We start from the raw sequence: 14,986 nt of genomic DNA, 5'->3' as shown, positions 1-14,986 counted from the left end.
TTTTCCTCCTCTTTTTTATATCACAGCATTACTGCTTAGCATTTCTAAATCTAATGATGGAATAATCATCGATTGATGACGATAAAATCGACTCCTTAATTGGGTAAAGGTTTGGTGTGAATCTTAGCTCAACTTTCCGTTTTACGATCTCTAGTAGTAGATTTTCTATCGGCTCTATCCTCAGCGGTTCAACCGATACTGTTGAGATATAGTAGCCAGCAATGCCATCTTCCATCTCAAAGCTTTCTTTGGGAAAGGTGTATCTAAACAGCTTAGTATTGCTTATTTGCTCCAACCAGTCATTCTCGACAGCTATAATTGTGTCAGCATGACTATCCCTGAAAAAATGCAACTCATCCTCCTTGCTCATACGTTCAGACCTTCTAAATATTACTCTTGGACAATCCCTTGGGAATAAATAATTGACGGAATGCTCCTCATCTATCGCCCAAACGACAGGTGGCAAATGTTCATGATGCAAGCTTTTACGAGGGTGAAATATTTTTATGAACTTCAATAATATGCTCCAACTGGTTAAATCTTGCTCTAAGCGTCACATTATTGGGATCTTCCGCTAATTGAGAATGGATCTGAAGAAATTGCGGTACTTCCCAAACACTTCTTAACGCGGTGCTTATGAAGAATCCGTATTGGGCCATTCTTGCATCACCCTGCCATCCCATATCTCGCAAGCCTTCTATGTAGGAAGTAAATAAAGCATCCTGAAACTCCTGATATTGACTAGGTGGTATAATACCCAGACTCATATTTACCCCAAATAATTTGCCCAAGTCTTCACCAATACCGGAGATACTCATAAACTGCCAGTCGATTAGTACTAGACGACTTTCGCTAGATTCTGTGTTAACGAGCATCATATTCAACTGACTTAAATCCTGATGTGCAAGCACACGCGGCAACTGCTGCAGCGAGTCTAAGTATGCATCAATATCATTAAGCAGCTCTTGATACCAAGTCCAAGTGTTCTGAATACTCTCTGCTGATAATCCACTTACATACGACTCCATATTTGGAGCATAGTGGCGACTTGCAGTCGTCCATGATTTGAGCCATGCTCTGCATATCCACTCATGCTCAGGCAATGTATTAACGCCCTGTAGATACGCCCCATTAAACCTCCCCAATTGTCGGGCTATATATGAGAATTGCTCCACAGTACAAGCAAATTCACCCTCAACATATTCCATCCAGAGCCAAATGGTACCGTCCTGTTGTTCTTCAACTAAATAGCATTTAGCATGGTTAATTGAATGAGGAAGCTCCTGTAATACTCCTGACTGTAATACAAGTGCTTCACGACGCCAATAGTTGTGGTGTTCGAGACAGTCTTTCTCCTCAGTGTCTGGTTTAATGATTTTTAAGACTAAAGACCATGATTTAAGCTCATGGTTCACCTGCACTAGACCATGAAGATGTAATATGGCAGTCGTTGTGAAATTCGGGGTATTGTAACCTAGACCATCACAAGTTATAGAAACAAGTTCAATCGTTTGATGGTCAAATATAGATTCAATGCAAGCTATAATCTGCTCAATCTTGTTCTCGATATGAATAGTAGAGTTATTTTTCAGTATCATATTTGGATGCATTTATTAATTGCTCTTCCTCTCGAACTTATTGACACTTTCTTCAGTAGGTTAAAGCTTTCTTGCCTTAATAACGAAGGTGACTGGAAACATCCTCGCTCTTTTTGCAAGACGATCATTTTCATCGCGAAGCGGCATCAATTCATCGTCCGTTTCCTCAATCATTTGTTCAATGACAAACCCTGCCTTCGCTAACGCATTTACATAGGTTGATAGCTTGTGGTCAGATAAGGTTAATGCTCCTTCACAAAAGTCAGGAGATACGGAATACCAGGAATCGTCGAAATAACTTTTGTTAAATACAAAACGATCACTTTCTTCAACAACACATTTGTGTATAGGATGAGACCAACTGAAAATAAATACACCATTCCTTTTTAGATAAGAAGCAACCCGAGAAAAAGTACCTTCTAAGTCGGTTGTCCAGCCTAGGGCATAAATCGAGTATACAAAGTCAAAATAATCGACAGGTAAGCCACACTCTTCTTCCATAGGCGTACAGATTAACTTTGCCGAAAGTCCACAGTCAGTCAAATGCTGATTTGCCTTTTCAATTTGTTTTTCTGATATATCTATTCCCCATAGTTCGGCTGCTTTACGCTCTCCGTGATACTGCAAGGAGTGTCCGTTTCCACACCCAATCTCTAACATGTTTTTCCCTGTGACATCCCCAAAAAGCTGATGTTTGTCTTCTGAGATATATGCTCCATAGAGTGGAAGCACGATTGCTCCTAACACGTCATTGCCTTTTGTATTCCAATAATCGCTGTTAGTTTTATGAATGTTATATTTGTTCATAACGGTGAGCTCCCTCCTATTCAGTAATGTGCCAGAGAACACCTGCAGTATCGATAAGATGGATAGCACGTTTCCCATATGGCTGAATCTGAGGGGGCTTCACTCTAATATCGTATTTGTTCACTAACTCGGAGTCTTGAATATGCTGCCACCATGCATCCAAGTCCTGAACGCATAGTTCAACCATGTAATTATGTTGTAATTCTGTGTTTTGATAGTTCTGCAAATGAAATTCTATATCATCGAATTTGAAGATTGTAAGCTCATCACTGTAATAAACCTTTTCAAAACCAAGGTCGATATAAAATTGTACGGCACGAGGGTAATCCGTGCCAGACGGAATGAAGGGACGTAATTTCATGGCCTTCATACAACTCAGCTCCTTTGATATATTTTTTCATAGTTCAGCGTTATCTTTTGCTCATATTTGCGAATCGCGGTCCAGGTTGAAATCCTACTTTTCGGTAAAGATTTTCTGCTTGATTCCCCACAGTTACACAGAGTTTAACAACCGGTGTGTAATCAAATGCAGTCGCAATAATATGTCGGAGCATAAATTCAGCGATTCCTTTATTTCTATACTGAGGTAAAACACATACTTCGCCTATTTCTGCAAAGCCTAATGGCATGTTCTCACTAATACCAGCAATACAAAGCGCTACGATTTCCTGGTTCATTTCATTGACGAAATAAATAGATAGATTTCTATGTTTATAAACTTCCATTAGATATTTATTGTCCTTTATTACTTGATCCTCATTAGGAACACCATAGATCTCATGATCAATTCCTCCAGCATAGCCACTTATTATAACTTTTGATAATTCATTAACATGAACGGCTTCATTCAACGCATACATTGAAAATCCATCCGGAAGATCTACTTTATTGTTTGCATCAGCTGGACGACACATAACCTGCCGTATTACATTCACCTTAAATCCTGACGAAAGCAATATGTTAACATCATCGTGTAGCATCCCATTAATATGCTTTATCTCCTTACAACACTTTAATAGAATGTCCCAAAACTTGAATCTGTCTGAAAAAGGAGGAATGATAAATGGATACATTACTGTATCGTTATTGATTATTGCTCCACCTATCTTGCCACCGTCATGCATTAACCAATAGCATTGATCAGTAAACTTGGTATCGTTCAGGCGAGTATTCCAATCAAACCACATTTCAATATCTGTACCCGAGTAAACAACCTGATACACCGCGAATACATCCATATCTGCTTTCTCTAAAGAGTACTCCACCATAAAGCTCACCTCACATCATTTTTGAAAGTACCCTTTACGATCACTTGCACGTCGTTAGACTATTGATCCGTGATCATCGAAGAATCATTTGTGAAACTTGAACAGCAATACCGCTAATATCCTGCGAATAGTTATTTAAGGCAATAACACACACTTGTTCTTCAGGAAATCTACAAATAAATGAGCTAAACCCATGAATTCCTCCTGTATGAAACAGCACTTTCATATTTCCAAAATACTGCACCATCCAGCCATATGCATAATTTTCGATGTTAGGAGTGAAGAAATCCGCTCTAATCTTCTCACCCAACAAATTGTCACCATATAGTGCTCGATCCCATTTATATAAATCTTCTATTGTGGAATAAAGTCCTCCCGCTCCTTGCGGAATACTCATATTGATGTAGGGCGCATTATTAAGTATCTCATCTTTATAATAGTAGCCAGTAGCACGATTGATAATTATTTCTGATTCATTGTCATATCCAGTATCGTTCATTCCAAGAACATTAAATATATTATTTTTGAGATATACCTCATAGCTCAATCCAGATACTTGTTCAATAATATACGTTAATAGAACATAATTTGAATTTGAGTATTCGTATTTCTCGCCAGGATTAAAGCTTGTTGGTTGGTGCTGAAAGCTATCAATGGTTTCTTTAATTGTCATTGAGCTTTTGTACCATTCCATAATGTCGCTTCGATTCGAAAAGTTATAGATCCCCGAAGAGTGCGAAAGTAGTTGATGAATGGTGATTTCTTTCCCCCTAGGATAATCCGGTATAAAACGATCTAACGTATCATTTACGGTTAGGTGATTATTCTCGACTAGTTGTAAAATGGATAAAGCAGTGAACTGCTTAGTCAGGGACCCGATTCTGAATTTTGTTGATGTTGTATTTCGAACATTAAGTTCTGCATTAGCTAATCCGTAGGAGCCAGCATAAATGATACCTTCACGATTAGCAGCCAAAAAGCTTCCTTTGAAATTGGCTTGTTCAAGAACTGTTGAAATTTGATCTTTAATATTATTCGTCGATATCATATATGCCCCCTAGTTTTCTAGTTTTGTTTCATGCAGCAATCCACCATTCACTTTCTTAACACTATGCCTTGAAAATCTAACTTCATCCCATCCAGTGGAACAGTTCTAAACTCTTGAAGTGTGAATACTTGGGAGACTATCTCTTTCATTGCTATCTCATCATAAAAGGAAAAGAAGCGCTGTGGCTGGTATGGATCATCCTCCCAAATTCCTTCGCTATTATATCCGCCATAAACCCCCATATAAAAAACACCACCAGGCTTCAGTACGCGTCTTATTTCTCTAAGCACATTTAATAAATCTGCCTTGGGAATGTGAAGCAATGAGTTTAACGCCCATATACCATCAAAAGCATTGTCCTCAAAGCTCAGACGATACATATCCATTTCGAAAGCTTTTAGTCCCTTTTGGATACATGCATCAACCATGTTCGGACTTAGGTCAACACAGGTAACGTCAAAGCCATGATCCGCCATATACCTTCCATGTTGACCAGTACCTGCCCCCAAGTCTAAAATAGTCGTTTGTTCTCTCTTATCTAGGAGTGAAAGAAAATGATCACGCTCTATTAATTTCCAAGGAACCACATCAGGTTTATCTCTTAATTTTGCATTTTGATTGTAACTGCTTCTAAGGGTTTCTTTGACATTCATGTTAACTAGCTCCTCCTTTAATTCTTATCCCAAGTGCTTCTCGTATGCTCATTAGTTGTGATTCATAGAACCAAGTAATTTATAACTATTGAATACATTGGAGATTTGCTTTTACTCATATATCCGCCCCATTCTATATATACTTAACGATACTAATAATAGTTTAATAGCTCTTTATCAATTTCATTGATATAGCCTATGTTCGTTACGCCATCCCAAAAAGTAATACTGTTCGCTTCATTATTCACTATAAATGGTCTTGGGTTATCTATATCTGCACTGAATGTGTAATCGGGAAATCCAAATTGAGCCGGAAATTAACATAGAATTTCACTCCTCTAAAAACATTGAATAAGTTTATTTTTTACTTCATTCAGTGATATGGATTGTTCTATGTTAGGCTCTGTCCATCCAAATCCATCTTCTAGGTATCGCGGAAATACATGCATATGATAATGATTAAGATCATTAAATATTCCGTTATTTTGAATGACGGTGATACCATCTGGTTTATATCGTTTCGTTAATGCTTGAGAAATTTTAATAGAAGCGTTCATGATTGCCTGACTAAGCTCATTATTTAATTGACGTAAATCTTCAATATGCTTTTTAGGCAGAATCAAAGTATGTCCTTCTTGTATAGGATCAATATCAAGAACACAAGTTATCCATTCATCTTCGTAAATTACATAGGCTTCAACTTCTTTGTTCGCCAACTGACATCCTATACACTTCATATGAACCCTTTCCTTCCACTCTCTCCACTCTAAATATTGAGCAGCTTTAAAATTTCCATATTGCTTTTAACAATATGTCGCTTTTCTGCAAATCGTGAGGTTGCTTCCAAAATGTCATAGATATTTTTTCTTTCAAAATCACGATTCCAGCGGAACATGACCAATAAGTTCTTTATGTCCTGCGTATAGTTACGCTCTTCCATTCCCAATCTTGTTTTAATAAATCTCGTTAATGTTCTCCTATTTCGAATAAACAGACTAGGTTTTATAATGAAAATATAGTCTGCCTCTGCGAAGCTACTATGTACCCACTCTTGATGTACACCTTCAACGATCCACGAATCTTGTAGGATTATATTTTGAAGAAGTTCATCTCTGATACTTTTAGGATATTTGATATGATTATTGGGATCACTTCGATCCCACACTAGATTATCTGTTTGATAATGTTCGATTCCTAGTTCCTTAGAAAGTCTTTTAGCTATGTATGTTTTCCCGCTTCCGCAACCACCAATGATGTGGATCCGCATAATTCTTACCACCTCTTGAACTACTGCTTTCCATTTCATCAATCCTAAGACATCAACTAATTTTCATTATGCTTTCAACCAGTATCTTTTAATGACATTTCCATCCTCTTCAACGTAGTCCGAGTCTGGTATTCCTCCGTTTTTTACAATAGCTTTTTCCGAGCCTATATTATTGGCATCACATACAACTAGCACGTCATCTATGCCGAGTTTTTTAGCCTCTATAAGGGCTAACTCCAATATTTTAGTAGCGTTTCCCTTGCGTCTTTCTGACGGCCTAATGCCATAACCTATATGTCCACCCGCATTGAACAAAAATTCGGTTAACTGGTGTCGAATGTTTACAACACCTAGTATGCTGCGATTGGTATCGATCAACCAAAAGGTAGAGCACGGTACCCATCCATCAGGCAAACCTTTGCCAATCTCATGGTCAGAAAGCCAGTTCAGCATTGTTGAAAAATCGCTTGGATCCTTGCTTATAACCCAAGGAATCATCGCTTCCCCTGAGTCTTTCCACTCTTGATAATAAGATAAATACTCATCTTTAAGCTCCGCTTGCGGCTTTACCAAGATTAAATGATTATTCATAAGACTCATCCCTTTTTAATGTAGTCCAACTTTCTATTGAATTGGCATGAATGATACCTTCCATATCCCATTTTCATCTTGAATCATTCCAAAAAAAGACTTCTTGCCCTTCTCAGCCTCATACTCTATATACCCTTCGTAATCACACGTTTGCACAAATCTTCCATCTTCAATATTGTTGTAAATATCTTTAATTTTCTCTTTCGTTCCCCGATGCTCTACCGGTATTTGCTGATCCTCCTCTTTTGTCCATGCTACATACCCTTCTCTTTGGGTATACAATTCATATGTGACATCATAGCTAGATTCATATAGGGATAATACATAGAGCTTTGCAATAGTTAGCGGATCGACACCATGTAGCACAGATACATCTGAATCCTGTTTCAGACTTTCGTATATTCTCGTTTCATCCTTACTTAATTCGAATTGTGTGCTAGACTTCGACTCGGGAGAAACACAACTTACAGTCATTAACATTGCTGAAGTAACCATGATAGCCGCTAAATATCTCACTTTACACCTCTCTACGTTTTATTGAGATGACTAACCGAGCAATAATGCCCCCACAAGGCTTACGCTTACAGAAGGCTCAACTCACTTTGTATTTTCCAACCATCTATATCGAAACCGCCGAATGTATGAAGCACGTGCTCTGTTAGCTCTGTAAAGATCCTAATTTTTTCATCCTGATTTTCTGCCGTCATTGCATTTATAAAACGTTGAGAAAAGTACATATCGGGAAACGGTTCCTTCATATACTTTTTTAGATAGTTAGGATCAGTGAAATAACGGGATAACTGGTAGTATGGAATCTCCTCGATACATAGCAATGAGGAGTAGACGCAATACAGCCTTTGTAGTGCATGATAAAACACTACGTTAAAATCGCTTCTGCCTTCTTCGTAACAATCTAATAAGTTATCAAGTGTATCCCACAATTCGTACTTTTTTAATTCGGCTGTTGGCGCTTTTACTGGTTCATACTGCTTTTCCTTCCAAACATGTGCCTCTTCTATTAGTTCTTTTACCACTCCAACTTTATCCTGAATAACTTTACCTGTCATAAATTGAACCATCGACATGGTTCTGCGGTCATTAAAGTCTTCTACGTAGTAGCTTCTAATCTGCTTAGGTGGATTTACAAAGTATTCGATCAAGAACCCATTCACGACCTGATTGCCACGTTCTCTCCAGTCGCATTCATCCTGTATAATAATATGTACATCAATATCTGAGCGTTTCGAAGGATTTCCCGTGATATAGCTGCCACATACGATTATCCCAATAACCTCTTTTCTGTGCTTCCAATTAACAAGAAATTGATCTAATGCTGTTTCCCAAGACTTCATTCATCCACCGCCTTTAATCTAATTCTGAGTAGCTTCATCTACCCCGTATGCATATAGACGGACGCCCACCTCAGATTGCTCTTATCTCTTATCTTAGGTGGGCGTCCGTGTTGGTGAGCTTGCGTGGTACATATCTTATACTCATTTGGGCAGTTGCAGTTCATCATGATTACATTACAATATATAATTGAGTAGACCAGCTAAAATTAAGACAACTACAATAACTACTGTAAAACCTATTAGTCCGTATTTTAATGTGTCGATATACGGCTCAGGAGATCTTTCTCCACAATGAGGACAAAGTTTTGCATTTGATGAGACTGTGTTTTTACATACACGACAATTGATAAGAGTAGCCATTTTAGTCTTCTTCCTCTTTCATTTTAATTTATTTCGTCATTATAAAACGTCCATTCTTCTCCTCTTCCAAATCTAGCTTTTACATGAACATTATTGATTGTTTTAGAGGAAAGATACTCCGCATAGTACATCTTTCCGTTCATTTTATACTTTATGTTGTAATGAATAAATTTTCTTAGAATATAACTCTCGATTGTAATTATTTCTCCCCCTTTCTTGTTAATTACTCTATTAATTTCAGCCGTGTGCGCTCTTATTATGCTTCTTTTAATAAGTATGGATATCAAGTACACGATAGCAATAGTAAGTAATATTACTGTAATAGCCAAATCATTACATCCTCCGTGTCACATTCTTTAATTACTTTCAGGTATTTATTAAGTGATGCTAGCGACTGTTTAGAGATGTTCATCGTTCTTACTAATAAGCATATTGAAGCACCCATTCTTTTATCTGGGATGCGACCTCAGTTACATCTGTATTCGACGTGTCAACTGTAGGCATAGGCGGGCTGTATGCCTCATCGGCAATCTCTAGCAATCGTTTTGCAAAATGCTTATGATTTTCTATTTCTTCATCTGACCAGTTTCTTTCACGTAAACGCTGCTCACGTATTTCTTCATTACAATGTAAGTTTATATAATATACATGATCAAAAAATGGAAAGTCTACACATTTTTCAATATCCCAAGGCATCATCGTTCCACATAATATCGTCATTCGACCACCTTGAGCGATATTCCGTGCAACGCGCAGCCATATATTACGCATTTTTTCCCAATCATGCCCGATAAACTCTACAAGATGATCTGGATCAAATATATCAAAATCTGGAAGTATTCTCCGTAGTTCTTTTATCACAAATGTTTTACCTGACCCGCTTGCACCCGTTACGATAAACAAAGGTAATTTTCTCTCCACTACTAATATCCCCTTCTCTTCTTTCACATACATTACACACCAAATTGTCTTAAATGATGATCTAAATGTTTATATATCCCCTTACCCCATTCATCCGTTGAAAGTTTACCGAAAAATGGATGTGGAGCTGTCCATTGATCTCGTCCATTATGTTGGAACGTAATGATTTTTTGGATTAAGGATTCCCTCTCTAGCTCGAAATCTCTCTCGTCTGTAATCATAATATCAGGAATGGTGGACATGTTTTGCGGCAGTGGCTTATCGTTATAAAACATGGGCTTCACAAATCTTCCTATTACCATTCCAAGCCAGCTTCTTGCAGAAGTTAAATCCCCCGTTGCTATGTCCTGAAAGGATGAGCAATGAGCCAGCATTTGTGTGACATTCATTTTCCCCCAAAGGGGCTCTGAATCTGGTCGTAATTGTAGAATACGATTGATAATTTCATCGGTCCGATCCTGTTCGAATATGTTATACATACATTTAACTCCTTCTAAGAGCGTCTATTCTCTAAAAAACTTCCTTAACAAATGGTGTCGTTTCCATATGTTCAAGCTCTTCAATTGGTACCCACTCGGCACCCAAAGAATCCTCTCCATCCCCATCTATCTTAAGCTCAAAATCTTTACTAGTTAACTCCACATCATAGAGGATACCTATATGATGCAATTCTTCTAATTGATTCTCTTTAATCGGATATATTAACGTATATGACTTTGCAGCTCTAAGCGTTGCAGAAAACTGTTGTATACCCGTTTCTTCATATAGCTCTCTGGTTAGTGCTTCATATGGTTCTTCCCCAAATTCAATCGATCCTCCCGGCAAATCCCACTTCCCCTTATGCGGACCTCTAGATTTTTTTATTAGTAATATCTTTGCATCTTTAATTAGGATGCCGTATACGCCCAAATGCGTATGTCTATTCATGACAATTCCTCCTTTTTCTAATCTTTATCACCATCAGCATCTAGCGCATCGTTACCATTTTTATAAATCTGTAGCCTGTTACTTCGAATCCTAATGCTTTGTAAAATTCATGTGCTGCTTTTCTACTTTCTTTAATACCACTATTTAAAACAATCGTTTCCGATCCATTATTCCTTGTCCATTCTTCAACATAAAGTATAAGTGCTGTCCCAATTCCTTTTCTTTGGTACTCTTTTTTTGTAACTAATGCGTTGATTTGTGTCGCCACTTCATCTATTTCATATGAATACAGCTGCCTAATACCTATCATTCCCACGACTTGACTGTGCACCTCTGCTACAAATGTAAAACACATAGGATCATACTCTATTCTTTCCATTCGCTTTTTCAAGATCTCTTCTTCTGTCGGATAACCTAGCTCGCCCATTAATTCAACTAATGCATGGAGATCATTGCTATTGTATTCTCTTATATTCATTTAGCTTTTCTCCTTTAGTGAAATGGTTTAAGCATAACTGTTACTAACATAATGACAGACACCCACCGTAGATAGTCTCATCTAGGTGGGCGTCTGTGGTTGTGTATTTATGAGTTTGCTCATTTTTTCTAGCACAGTGATGAACGTTTGATATCAAAATTGGCAGGTTTCATTCATTTATGTTAGCTGATAACTTTCTTAATTTAATTATAGTGTCGCTCCAGTTCTCTGAGATCGTCTCACTTTCATCAAACCCTGATAATTTTATAGATTCACCAATCTTGATAATCTCAATCCATTCACTCTCTGAGTAAATTACACCTTCACTCTTATCGACGTAATGACTGAAATGTTCATATAAAGAAAAGAGTAGTTCTTCGTCTTCTTTACTTATCCCTTTAGCTAGACTGGAAACCGACAATGTTATAGCTATTCCTTTAGTCAGATAATCAAACTTTTCATTTATCTCTTCATAATCAATCGAATGACTTGTCGACTGTTCCTTTATCACATTTTTAAGCTCGATCAACTGTAATTGGATTAAATTAAAGGTTAGTCTTTCTTTAATAATATCTAATCTTTCTCGCTCACTTTTTTGATAAAGCAATAACATGATTACAGCAACGATAAGTATAAAAATAACTAGAACTAAGATTACGTTCTTTTTCATTTCGACTTCAACCCTTGTTCTATTTCTCTAACTTCATTCCTATATTTAGCTATGTATTTCCACGATAAAGCAATCAGCCCAATAATCGAAAGCAGTATTCCTAAAGTAAATGTGAGTGTCGCTATATTCCAAATTTCATTGGGGGCTATCATTTTTAAGGTCCGATAATCGCCTACCCTATCATGCAAAGCCACATAAATTATAATTCTTTCTAAGCCGCTTAAGCCAACTAGCATTATTCCTGTGATTAAAAGAACTAATCCATAGAATTTCTTCAATTTTCCCCTCCGGTCTTACTGAAATTTCATCAGTAACAAAGAAACTAAAAGCTTATCATTGCCCCACGCTCATCAAAGATCGCGGTTGGATTCCAAGCAATTTCCCAAGCGTTCCCTTCCGGGTCCAGAAAATATGATGTTCTTCCTCCCCAGAATGCATCGCTAGCTTCTCGTATTATTGTTCCTCCTGCATTTCTAACCTCAGTCGTAACCCGATCTACTTCCTCAGGCTGATCAACATTAATTGCGAGTGTAATACCCTTGAAGCCGTCCGTCATTTGATCTGGATGTACACCTGCGTCCTTTAACAATTCTTCAATAGGGAAGAGAGACAATAGAACACCTGCTGTCCTAAATACGCAATAGTCATCTGAGCTAATTTCTGTCTCACGCCAACCTAATTGCTGATAAAATTTTCTTAACGCAGGAAGATTCTTTGCACCAATTGTTACTAGGCTCACTCGTTCTGGAACCATAATATCTGCACCTTCTTTTTATTATTTTGTACTATCTCGTCGACTATATTGTGTTGTTATGACCATCAATCACTCTATTAAAGCCTAGAAATCGGGTCCCCTGATAAGCCAGCTCACCGCTATCTCCAATGACTAATAATCCAAACTGACTTGGCTTCACATAAAACTCTTTTCGAGTACTATCATTAAATTCAAATGTTACATAGTAATTTGTTCTAGCCCTTGAATTGCCGGAGCCTCCCCAGACTTCCGTTCTTTTATCAACAACTTTACATGGAGTATATATTCTCTCTGCACTATTGTTTGATGTCCAAGTGCTTAAGCCTTTGATAATAACGAAAAGAAAGCCCCCAATGACTATTAAAAATATAAGTCCTCCGAATAACTTAAACATTGGTGGTGTTCCATTAACAAAGCCAGAAAAACTATCATTATAATGCATGTTGTGATCTTCTCCTTTAAGAATTGATCCATTAAATATTTAACTGTATTAACGATAAAACGATCTCAATCTTATAACGTATTTAGTTTAACATATGTTTCCATATATTGTTGCATTCGACTAACTTTTCTTCTTTGCCAGGAAAATATTCAGGCCAGATATCACGCATATGAGAAATAACAACAACAATCTTAACCAGTCCATCAGACTCCAGAAGTAACTTCCGCTCACAACATTTGTGCTCAAATTATGTTCATCTACAAAAACACCCAAATTCCAAAATAACTTCAAAGAAATCAATAGGGACACAAAACTCAATATAAATACGATAGTAGAAGCTACTCTCATTACTAAGCCCTCCTTCGACACTTCCATATTTCTCTGAGACCCTCTTTATTTTCGTTTTCTATAAACGATATATAGAACGGCAATCATGAATGCACATATAAGTCCAATGACGAGATAATTCCAGCTGCTTGCTGTATCATCTTTCTCTAAACCTTTATCAGGTGAGTAACTGTTTGTATTTTTCAGAAATTGAGAGAAGAATTCTCTATCATTCTCATCATGATGCTGAATTTCGTTGTTCTGCATATGAATCATTCCGTTAGGACCACCTACAGGAGTTAAAAAATCGACTCCATCCTGCTGTTCCAGAAATAAAACGAAGCTTCCATGTTCTCGTTGAATAGCGTCTACCCAGCCAGTATCATTCCCATCTATACCAGCGATGATTGTACTGGAAGCACTGCCTTTATACACCTGTTCTACATTAAATGCATAACCTATCCAAATAGAATTGCTTCCTTTCAACTTCTTAGAAAAATCATATGTTCCTTGAACAATAACTGTCGCCCTTTCAAGGACTTCCTCTGGCTTTAGATCAACCCAGCTTGTAGCCTTTACGGTATTAAGGAGTAACATGGATAATATTGCAATAGCAATGACGTATTTTGTTAGGGCTCTAATCATTGAACGGCTACCTCCCTTCACTCAAGCGCTCCCTTATAATCTTTATTAACTTTTCTTTTTCTTCATCAGGTAACCATTCCGTTAATCTAGCGGCAGCTACAGGTATTATCCAGCTCTCAATATCAGATAAAGCAAGTCCACTCCATCTCATATAGTGCTTTAAGTACACCGATTTAATTCTGTTACGAAGCTTCGTAACCATATTTTTTACCATCTGTGGACTTTCTTCAGGCATGGTTCCAATACTAAGCAGTAACGCTGTTCGAGCAACATCTCCTGCTGGGTTACCAGACATCCCCGTCATCCAATCAATAATAATCGTTTGCTCACCAACTAGCACATTGTCCGGATGAAAATCACCATGGCACAGCTTACTCTTCGTAGGGAGCTCCTGAAGATACGCAATGATCTTCTCCTTTTCATCTTTGTCTAGCAAGGGGGCTTTATTAATATTTTCTATTAAGCATCCCTTTTGATCTCTCAATTCCCCGCTTACATCAGGATGACTATGGATGTCATAGTGCAGCTTCGCTAATGTCTTTGAATGTTTATCTATTAACCACGGCATTGTCGTTATTAACTTAAGTAGCGATGTTCCATGAATTCTCTCATAGACTATGCCCGTTCTACTGTCAGCTTGGGTTATTTTCACCGGGAGTGGGGTATTAATACCAAGCGAATAAACGAATTTACTTACTTCAAATTCTTGAACAATAGCGTCATGCGGGAAACTCTGCTTGTAAAGTTTGATAATCGTATCATCTTGAAATTCATATATATCAGCTGTTCGACCTTGTCCTATAAGTTTCAACTCTTCCATTATCGATACTCCTTCATAAGATATGAAACGACCTAGCCATAGATTGCTCTTATCTTAG

Annotated in this window: 22 protein-coding genes; all 22 read right to left on the bottom strand. The window is 37.6% G+C overall.

The window, feature by feature from the left end:
• Nucleotides 1–28: 28 nt before the first annotated feature.
• Nucleotides 29–517, bottom strand: coding sequence for a DUF6886 family protein (locus M3180_RS09680; protein ID WP_251667196.1), 489 nt, complete (start codon nucleotides 515–517; stop codon nucleotides 29–31).
• Complete coding sequence (locus M3180_RS09675; protein ID WP_251667195.1) at nucleotides 486–1,610, bottom strand: phosphotransferase; 1,125 nt, start codon at nucleotides 1,608–1,610, stop codon at nucleotides 486–488. The genes M3180_RS09680 and M3180_RS09675 overlap by 32 nt, the downstream gene beginning before the upstream one ends.
• 48 nt (nucleotides 1,611–1,658) lie before the next feature.
• Nucleotides 1,659–2,405 (bottom strand): class I SAM-dependent methyltransferase, encoded by a 747-nt coding sequence (locus M3180_RS09670; protein WP_251667194.1) that lies wholly within the window; start codon nucleotides 2,403–2,405, stop codon nucleotides 1,659–1,661.
• 16 nt (nucleotides 2,406–2,421) lie between these two features.
• Nucleotides 2,422–2,775: a VOC family protein gene (locus tag M3180_RS09665; RefSeq protein WP_251667193.1), complete on the bottom strand. Its 354-nt coding sequence runs from the start codon at nucleotides 2,773–2,775 to the stop codon at nucleotides 2,422–2,424.
• A 40-nt stretch (nucleotides 2,776–2,815) separates the two neighbouring features.
• On the bottom strand, nucleotides 2,816–3,673 hold the full coding sequence (locus tag M3180_RS09660) for a GNAT family N-acetyltransferase (protein WP_251667192.1): 858 nt from the start codon (nucleotides 3,671–3,673) through the stop codon (nucleotides 2,816–2,818).
• Between the two features lie 73 nt (nucleotides 3,674–3,746).
• Nucleotides 3,747–4,721: a serine hydrolase domain-containing protein gene (locus tag M3180_RS09655; RefSeq protein WP_251667191.1), complete on the bottom strand. Its 975-nt coding sequence runs from the start codon at nucleotides 4,719–4,721 to the stop codon at nucleotides 3,747–3,749.
• A 47-nt stretch (nucleotides 4,722–4,768) separates the two neighbouring features.
• Nucleotides 4,769–5,374 (bottom strand): class I SAM-dependent methyltransferase, encoded by a 606-nt coding sequence (locus tag M3180_RS09650; protein WP_251667190.1) that lies wholly within the window; start codon nucleotides 5,372–5,374, stop codon nucleotides 4,769–4,771.
• Nucleotides 5,375–5,712: 338 nt separating this feature from the next.
• A complete protein-coding gene (locus M3180_RS09645) occupies nucleotides 5,713–6,111 on the bottom strand; it encodes an HIT family protein (RefSeq protein WP_285855682.1) in 399 nt (132 codons plus the stop codon).
• Nucleotides 6,112–6,140: 29 nt separating this feature from the next.
• Complete coding sequence (locus M3180_RS09640) at nucleotides 6,141–6,680, bottom strand: AAA family ATPase (RefSeq protein ID WP_251667469.1); 540 nt, start codon at nucleotides 6,678–6,680, stop codon at nucleotides 6,141–6,143.
• A gap of 27 nt (nucleotides 6,681–6,707) precedes the next feature.
• Nucleotides 6,708–7,232 (bottom strand): GNAT family N-acetyltransferase, encoded by a 525-nt coding sequence (locus M3180_RS09635; RefSeq protein WP_251667188.1) that lies wholly within the window; start codon nucleotides 7,230–7,232, stop codon nucleotides 6,708–6,710.
• 33 nt (nucleotides 7,233–7,265) lie between these two features.
• Complete coding sequence (locus M3180_RS09630; RefSeq protein ID WP_251667187.1) at nucleotides 7,266–7,748, bottom strand: RNA polymerase subunit sigma; 483 nt, start codon at nucleotides 7,746–7,748, stop codon at nucleotides 7,266–7,268.
• Nucleotides 7,749–7,813: 65 nt separating this feature from the next.
• Complete coding sequence (locus M3180_RS09625) at nucleotides 7,814–8,584, bottom strand: nucleotidyltransferase domain-containing protein (RefSeq protein WP_251667186.1); 771 nt, start codon at nucleotides 8,582–8,584, stop codon at nucleotides 7,814–7,816.
• A gap of 780 nt (nucleotides 8,585–9,364) precedes the next feature.
• Nucleotides 9,365–9,865 carry an AAA family ATPase gene (locus M3180_RS09620; protein ID WP_251667185.1) on the bottom strand — a complete coding sequence of 167 codons (501 nt, stop codon included), beginning with the start codon at nucleotides 9,863–9,865 and terminating at the stop codon, nucleotides 9,365–9,367.
• Nucleotides 9,866–9,897: 32 nt separating this feature from the next.
• The gene (locus M3180_RS09615; protein WP_251667184.1) at nucleotides 9,898–10,344 is read right to left on the bottom strand and encodes a DUF1569 domain-containing protein; all 447 of its coding nucleotides are present in this window, start codon (nucleotides 10,342–10,344) and stop codon (nucleotides 9,898–9,900) included.
• A gap of 31 nt (nucleotides 10,345–10,375) precedes the next feature.
• Entirely contained in the window at nucleotides 10,376–10,792 is a 417-nt protein-coding gene (locus M3180_RS09610; protein WP_251667183.1) for an NUDIX hydrolase, read from the bottom strand.
• Nucleotides 10,793–10,832: 40 nt separating this feature from the next.
• The gene (locus tag M3180_RS09605) at nucleotides 10,833–11,270 is read right to left on the bottom strand and encodes a GNAT family N-acetyltransferase (RefSeq protein WP_251667182.1); all 438 of its coding nucleotides are present in this window, start codon (nucleotides 11,268–11,270) and stop codon (nucleotides 10,833–10,835) included.
• Nucleotides 11,271–11,439: 169 nt separating this feature from the next.
• Nucleotides 11,440–11,940 carry a hypothetical protein gene (locus tag M3180_RS09600; protein WP_251667181.1) on the bottom strand — a complete coding sequence of 167 codons (501 nt, stop codon included), beginning with the start codon at nucleotides 11,938–11,940 and terminating at the stop codon, nucleotides 11,440–11,442.
• Nucleotides 11,937–12,218, bottom strand: a complete 282-nt coding sequence (locus M3180_RS09595) for a hypothetical protein (protein WP_251667180.1) — start codon at nucleotides 12,216–12,218, stop codon at nucleotides 11,937–11,939. Before M3180_RS09595 ends, M3180_RS09600 begins: the two co-directional genes overlap by 4 nt.
• A gap of 44 nt (nucleotides 12,219–12,262) precedes the next feature.
• Entirely contained in the window at nucleotides 12,263–12,694 is a 432-nt protein-coding gene (locus tag M3180_RS09590; protein WP_251667179.1) for a VOC family protein, read from the bottom strand.
• A 43-nt stretch (nucleotides 12,695–12,737) separates the two neighbouring features.
• On the bottom strand, nucleotides 12,738–13,136 hold the full coding sequence (locus M3180_RS09585; protein WP_251667178.1) for a DUF2500 domain-containing protein: 399 nt from the start codon (nucleotides 13,134–13,136) through the stop codon (nucleotides 12,738–12,740).
• Nucleotides 13,137–13,529: 393 nt separating this feature from the next.
• Nucleotides 13,530–14,108, bottom strand: a complete 579-nt coding sequence (locus M3180_RS09580; RefSeq protein ID WP_251667177.1) for a hypothetical protein — start codon at nucleotides 14,106–14,108, stop codon at nucleotides 13,530–13,532.
• A gap of 7 nt (nucleotides 14,109–14,115) precedes the next feature.
• Entirely contained in the window at nucleotides 14,116–14,928 is an 813-nt protein-coding gene (locus M3180_RS09575) for an aminoglycoside phosphotransferase family protein (RefSeq protein ID WP_251667176.1), read from the bottom strand.
• Nucleotides 14,929–14,986 lie beyond the last annotated feature (58 nt).

It is taken from the genome of Paenibacillus camelliae (genome assembly GCF_023715345.1).
GTDB lineage: Bacteria > Bacillota > Bacilli > Paenibacillales > Paenibacillaceae > Pristimantibacillus > Pristimantibacillus camelliae.
This window is presented reverse-complemented; position numbering and strand designations above follow the sequence as displayed.

What these genes read in the sequence shown, in the direction of transcription:
- M3180_RS09675 (WP_251667195.1), bottom strand. Translation starts at nt 1,610, where the DNA reads ATGCATCCAAATATGATACTGAAAAATAACTCTACTATTCATATCGAG.
- M3180_RS09670 (WP_251667194.1), bottom strand. Translation starts at nt 2,405, where the DNA reads ATGAACAAATATAACATTCATAAAACTAACAGCGATTATTGGAATACA.
- M3180_RS09665 (WP_251667193.1), bottom strand. Translation starts at nt 2,775, where the DNA reads ATGAAGGCCATGAAATTACGTCCCTTCATTCCGTCTGGCACGGATTAC.
- M3180_RS09660 (WP_251667192.1), bottom strand. Translation starts at nt 3,673, where the DNA reads ATGGTGGAGTACTCTTTAGAGAAAGCAGATATGGATGTATTCGCGGTG.
- M3180_RS09655 (WP_251667191.1), bottom strand. Translation starts at nt 4,721, where the DNA reads ATGATATCGACGAATAATATTAAAGATCAAATTTCAACAGTTCTTGAA.
- M3180_RS09650 (WP_251667190.1), bottom strand. Translation starts at nt 5,374, where the DNA reads ATGAATGTCAAAGAAACCCTTAGAAGCAGTTACAATCAAAATGCAAAA.
- M3180_RS09645 (WP_285855682.1), bottom strand. Translation starts at nt 6,111, where the DNA reads ATGAAGTGTATAGGATGTCAGTTGGCGAACAAAGAAGTTGAAGCCTAT.
- M3180_RS09640 (WP_251667469.1), bottom strand. Translation starts at nt 6,680, where the DNA reads ATGAAATGGAAAGCAGTAGTTCAAGAGGTGGTAAGAATTATGCGGATC.
- M3180_RS09635 (WP_251667188.1), bottom strand. Translation starts at nt 7,232, where the DNA reads ATGAATAATCATTTAATCTTGGTAAAGCCGCAAGCGGAGCTTAAAGAT.
- M3180_RS09625 (WP_251667186.1), bottom strand. Translation starts at nt 8,584, where the DNA reads ATGAAGTCTTGGGAAACAGCATTAGATCAATTTCTTGTTAATTGGAAG.
- M3180_RS09615 (WP_251667184.1), bottom strand. Translation starts at nt 10,344, where the DNA reads ATGTATAACATATTCGAACAGGATCGGACCGATGAAATTATCAATCGT.
- M3180_RS09610 (WP_251667183.1), bottom strand. Translation starts at nt 10,792, where the DNA reads ATGAATAGACATACGCATTTGGGCGTATACGGCATCCTAATTAAAGAT.
- M3180_RS09605 (WP_251667182.1), bottom strand. Translation starts at nt 11,270, where the DNA reads ATGAATATAAGAGAATACAATAGCAATGATCTCCATGCATTAGTTGAA.
- M3180_RS09600 (WP_251667181.1), bottom strand. Translation starts at nt 11,940, where the DNA reads ATGAAAAAGAACGTAATCTTAGTTCTAGTTATTTTTATACTTATCGTT.
- M3180_RS09590 (WP_251667179.1), bottom strand. Translation starts at nt 12,694, where the DNA reads ATGGTTCCAGAACGAGTGAGCCTAGTAACAATTGGTGCAAAGAATCTT.
- M3180_RS09585 (WP_251667178.1), bottom strand. Translation starts at nt 13,136, where the DNA reads ATGCATTATAATGATAGTTTTTCTGGCTTTGTTAATGGAACACCACCA.
- M3180_RS09580 (WP_251667177.1), bottom strand. Translation starts at nt 14,108, where the DNA reads ATGATTAGAGCCCTAACAAAATACGTCATTGCTATTGCAATATTATCC.
- M3180_RS09575 (WP_251667176.1), bottom strand. Translation starts at nt 14,928, where the DNA reads ATGGAAGAGTTGAAACTTATAGGACAAGGTCGAACAGCTGATATATAT.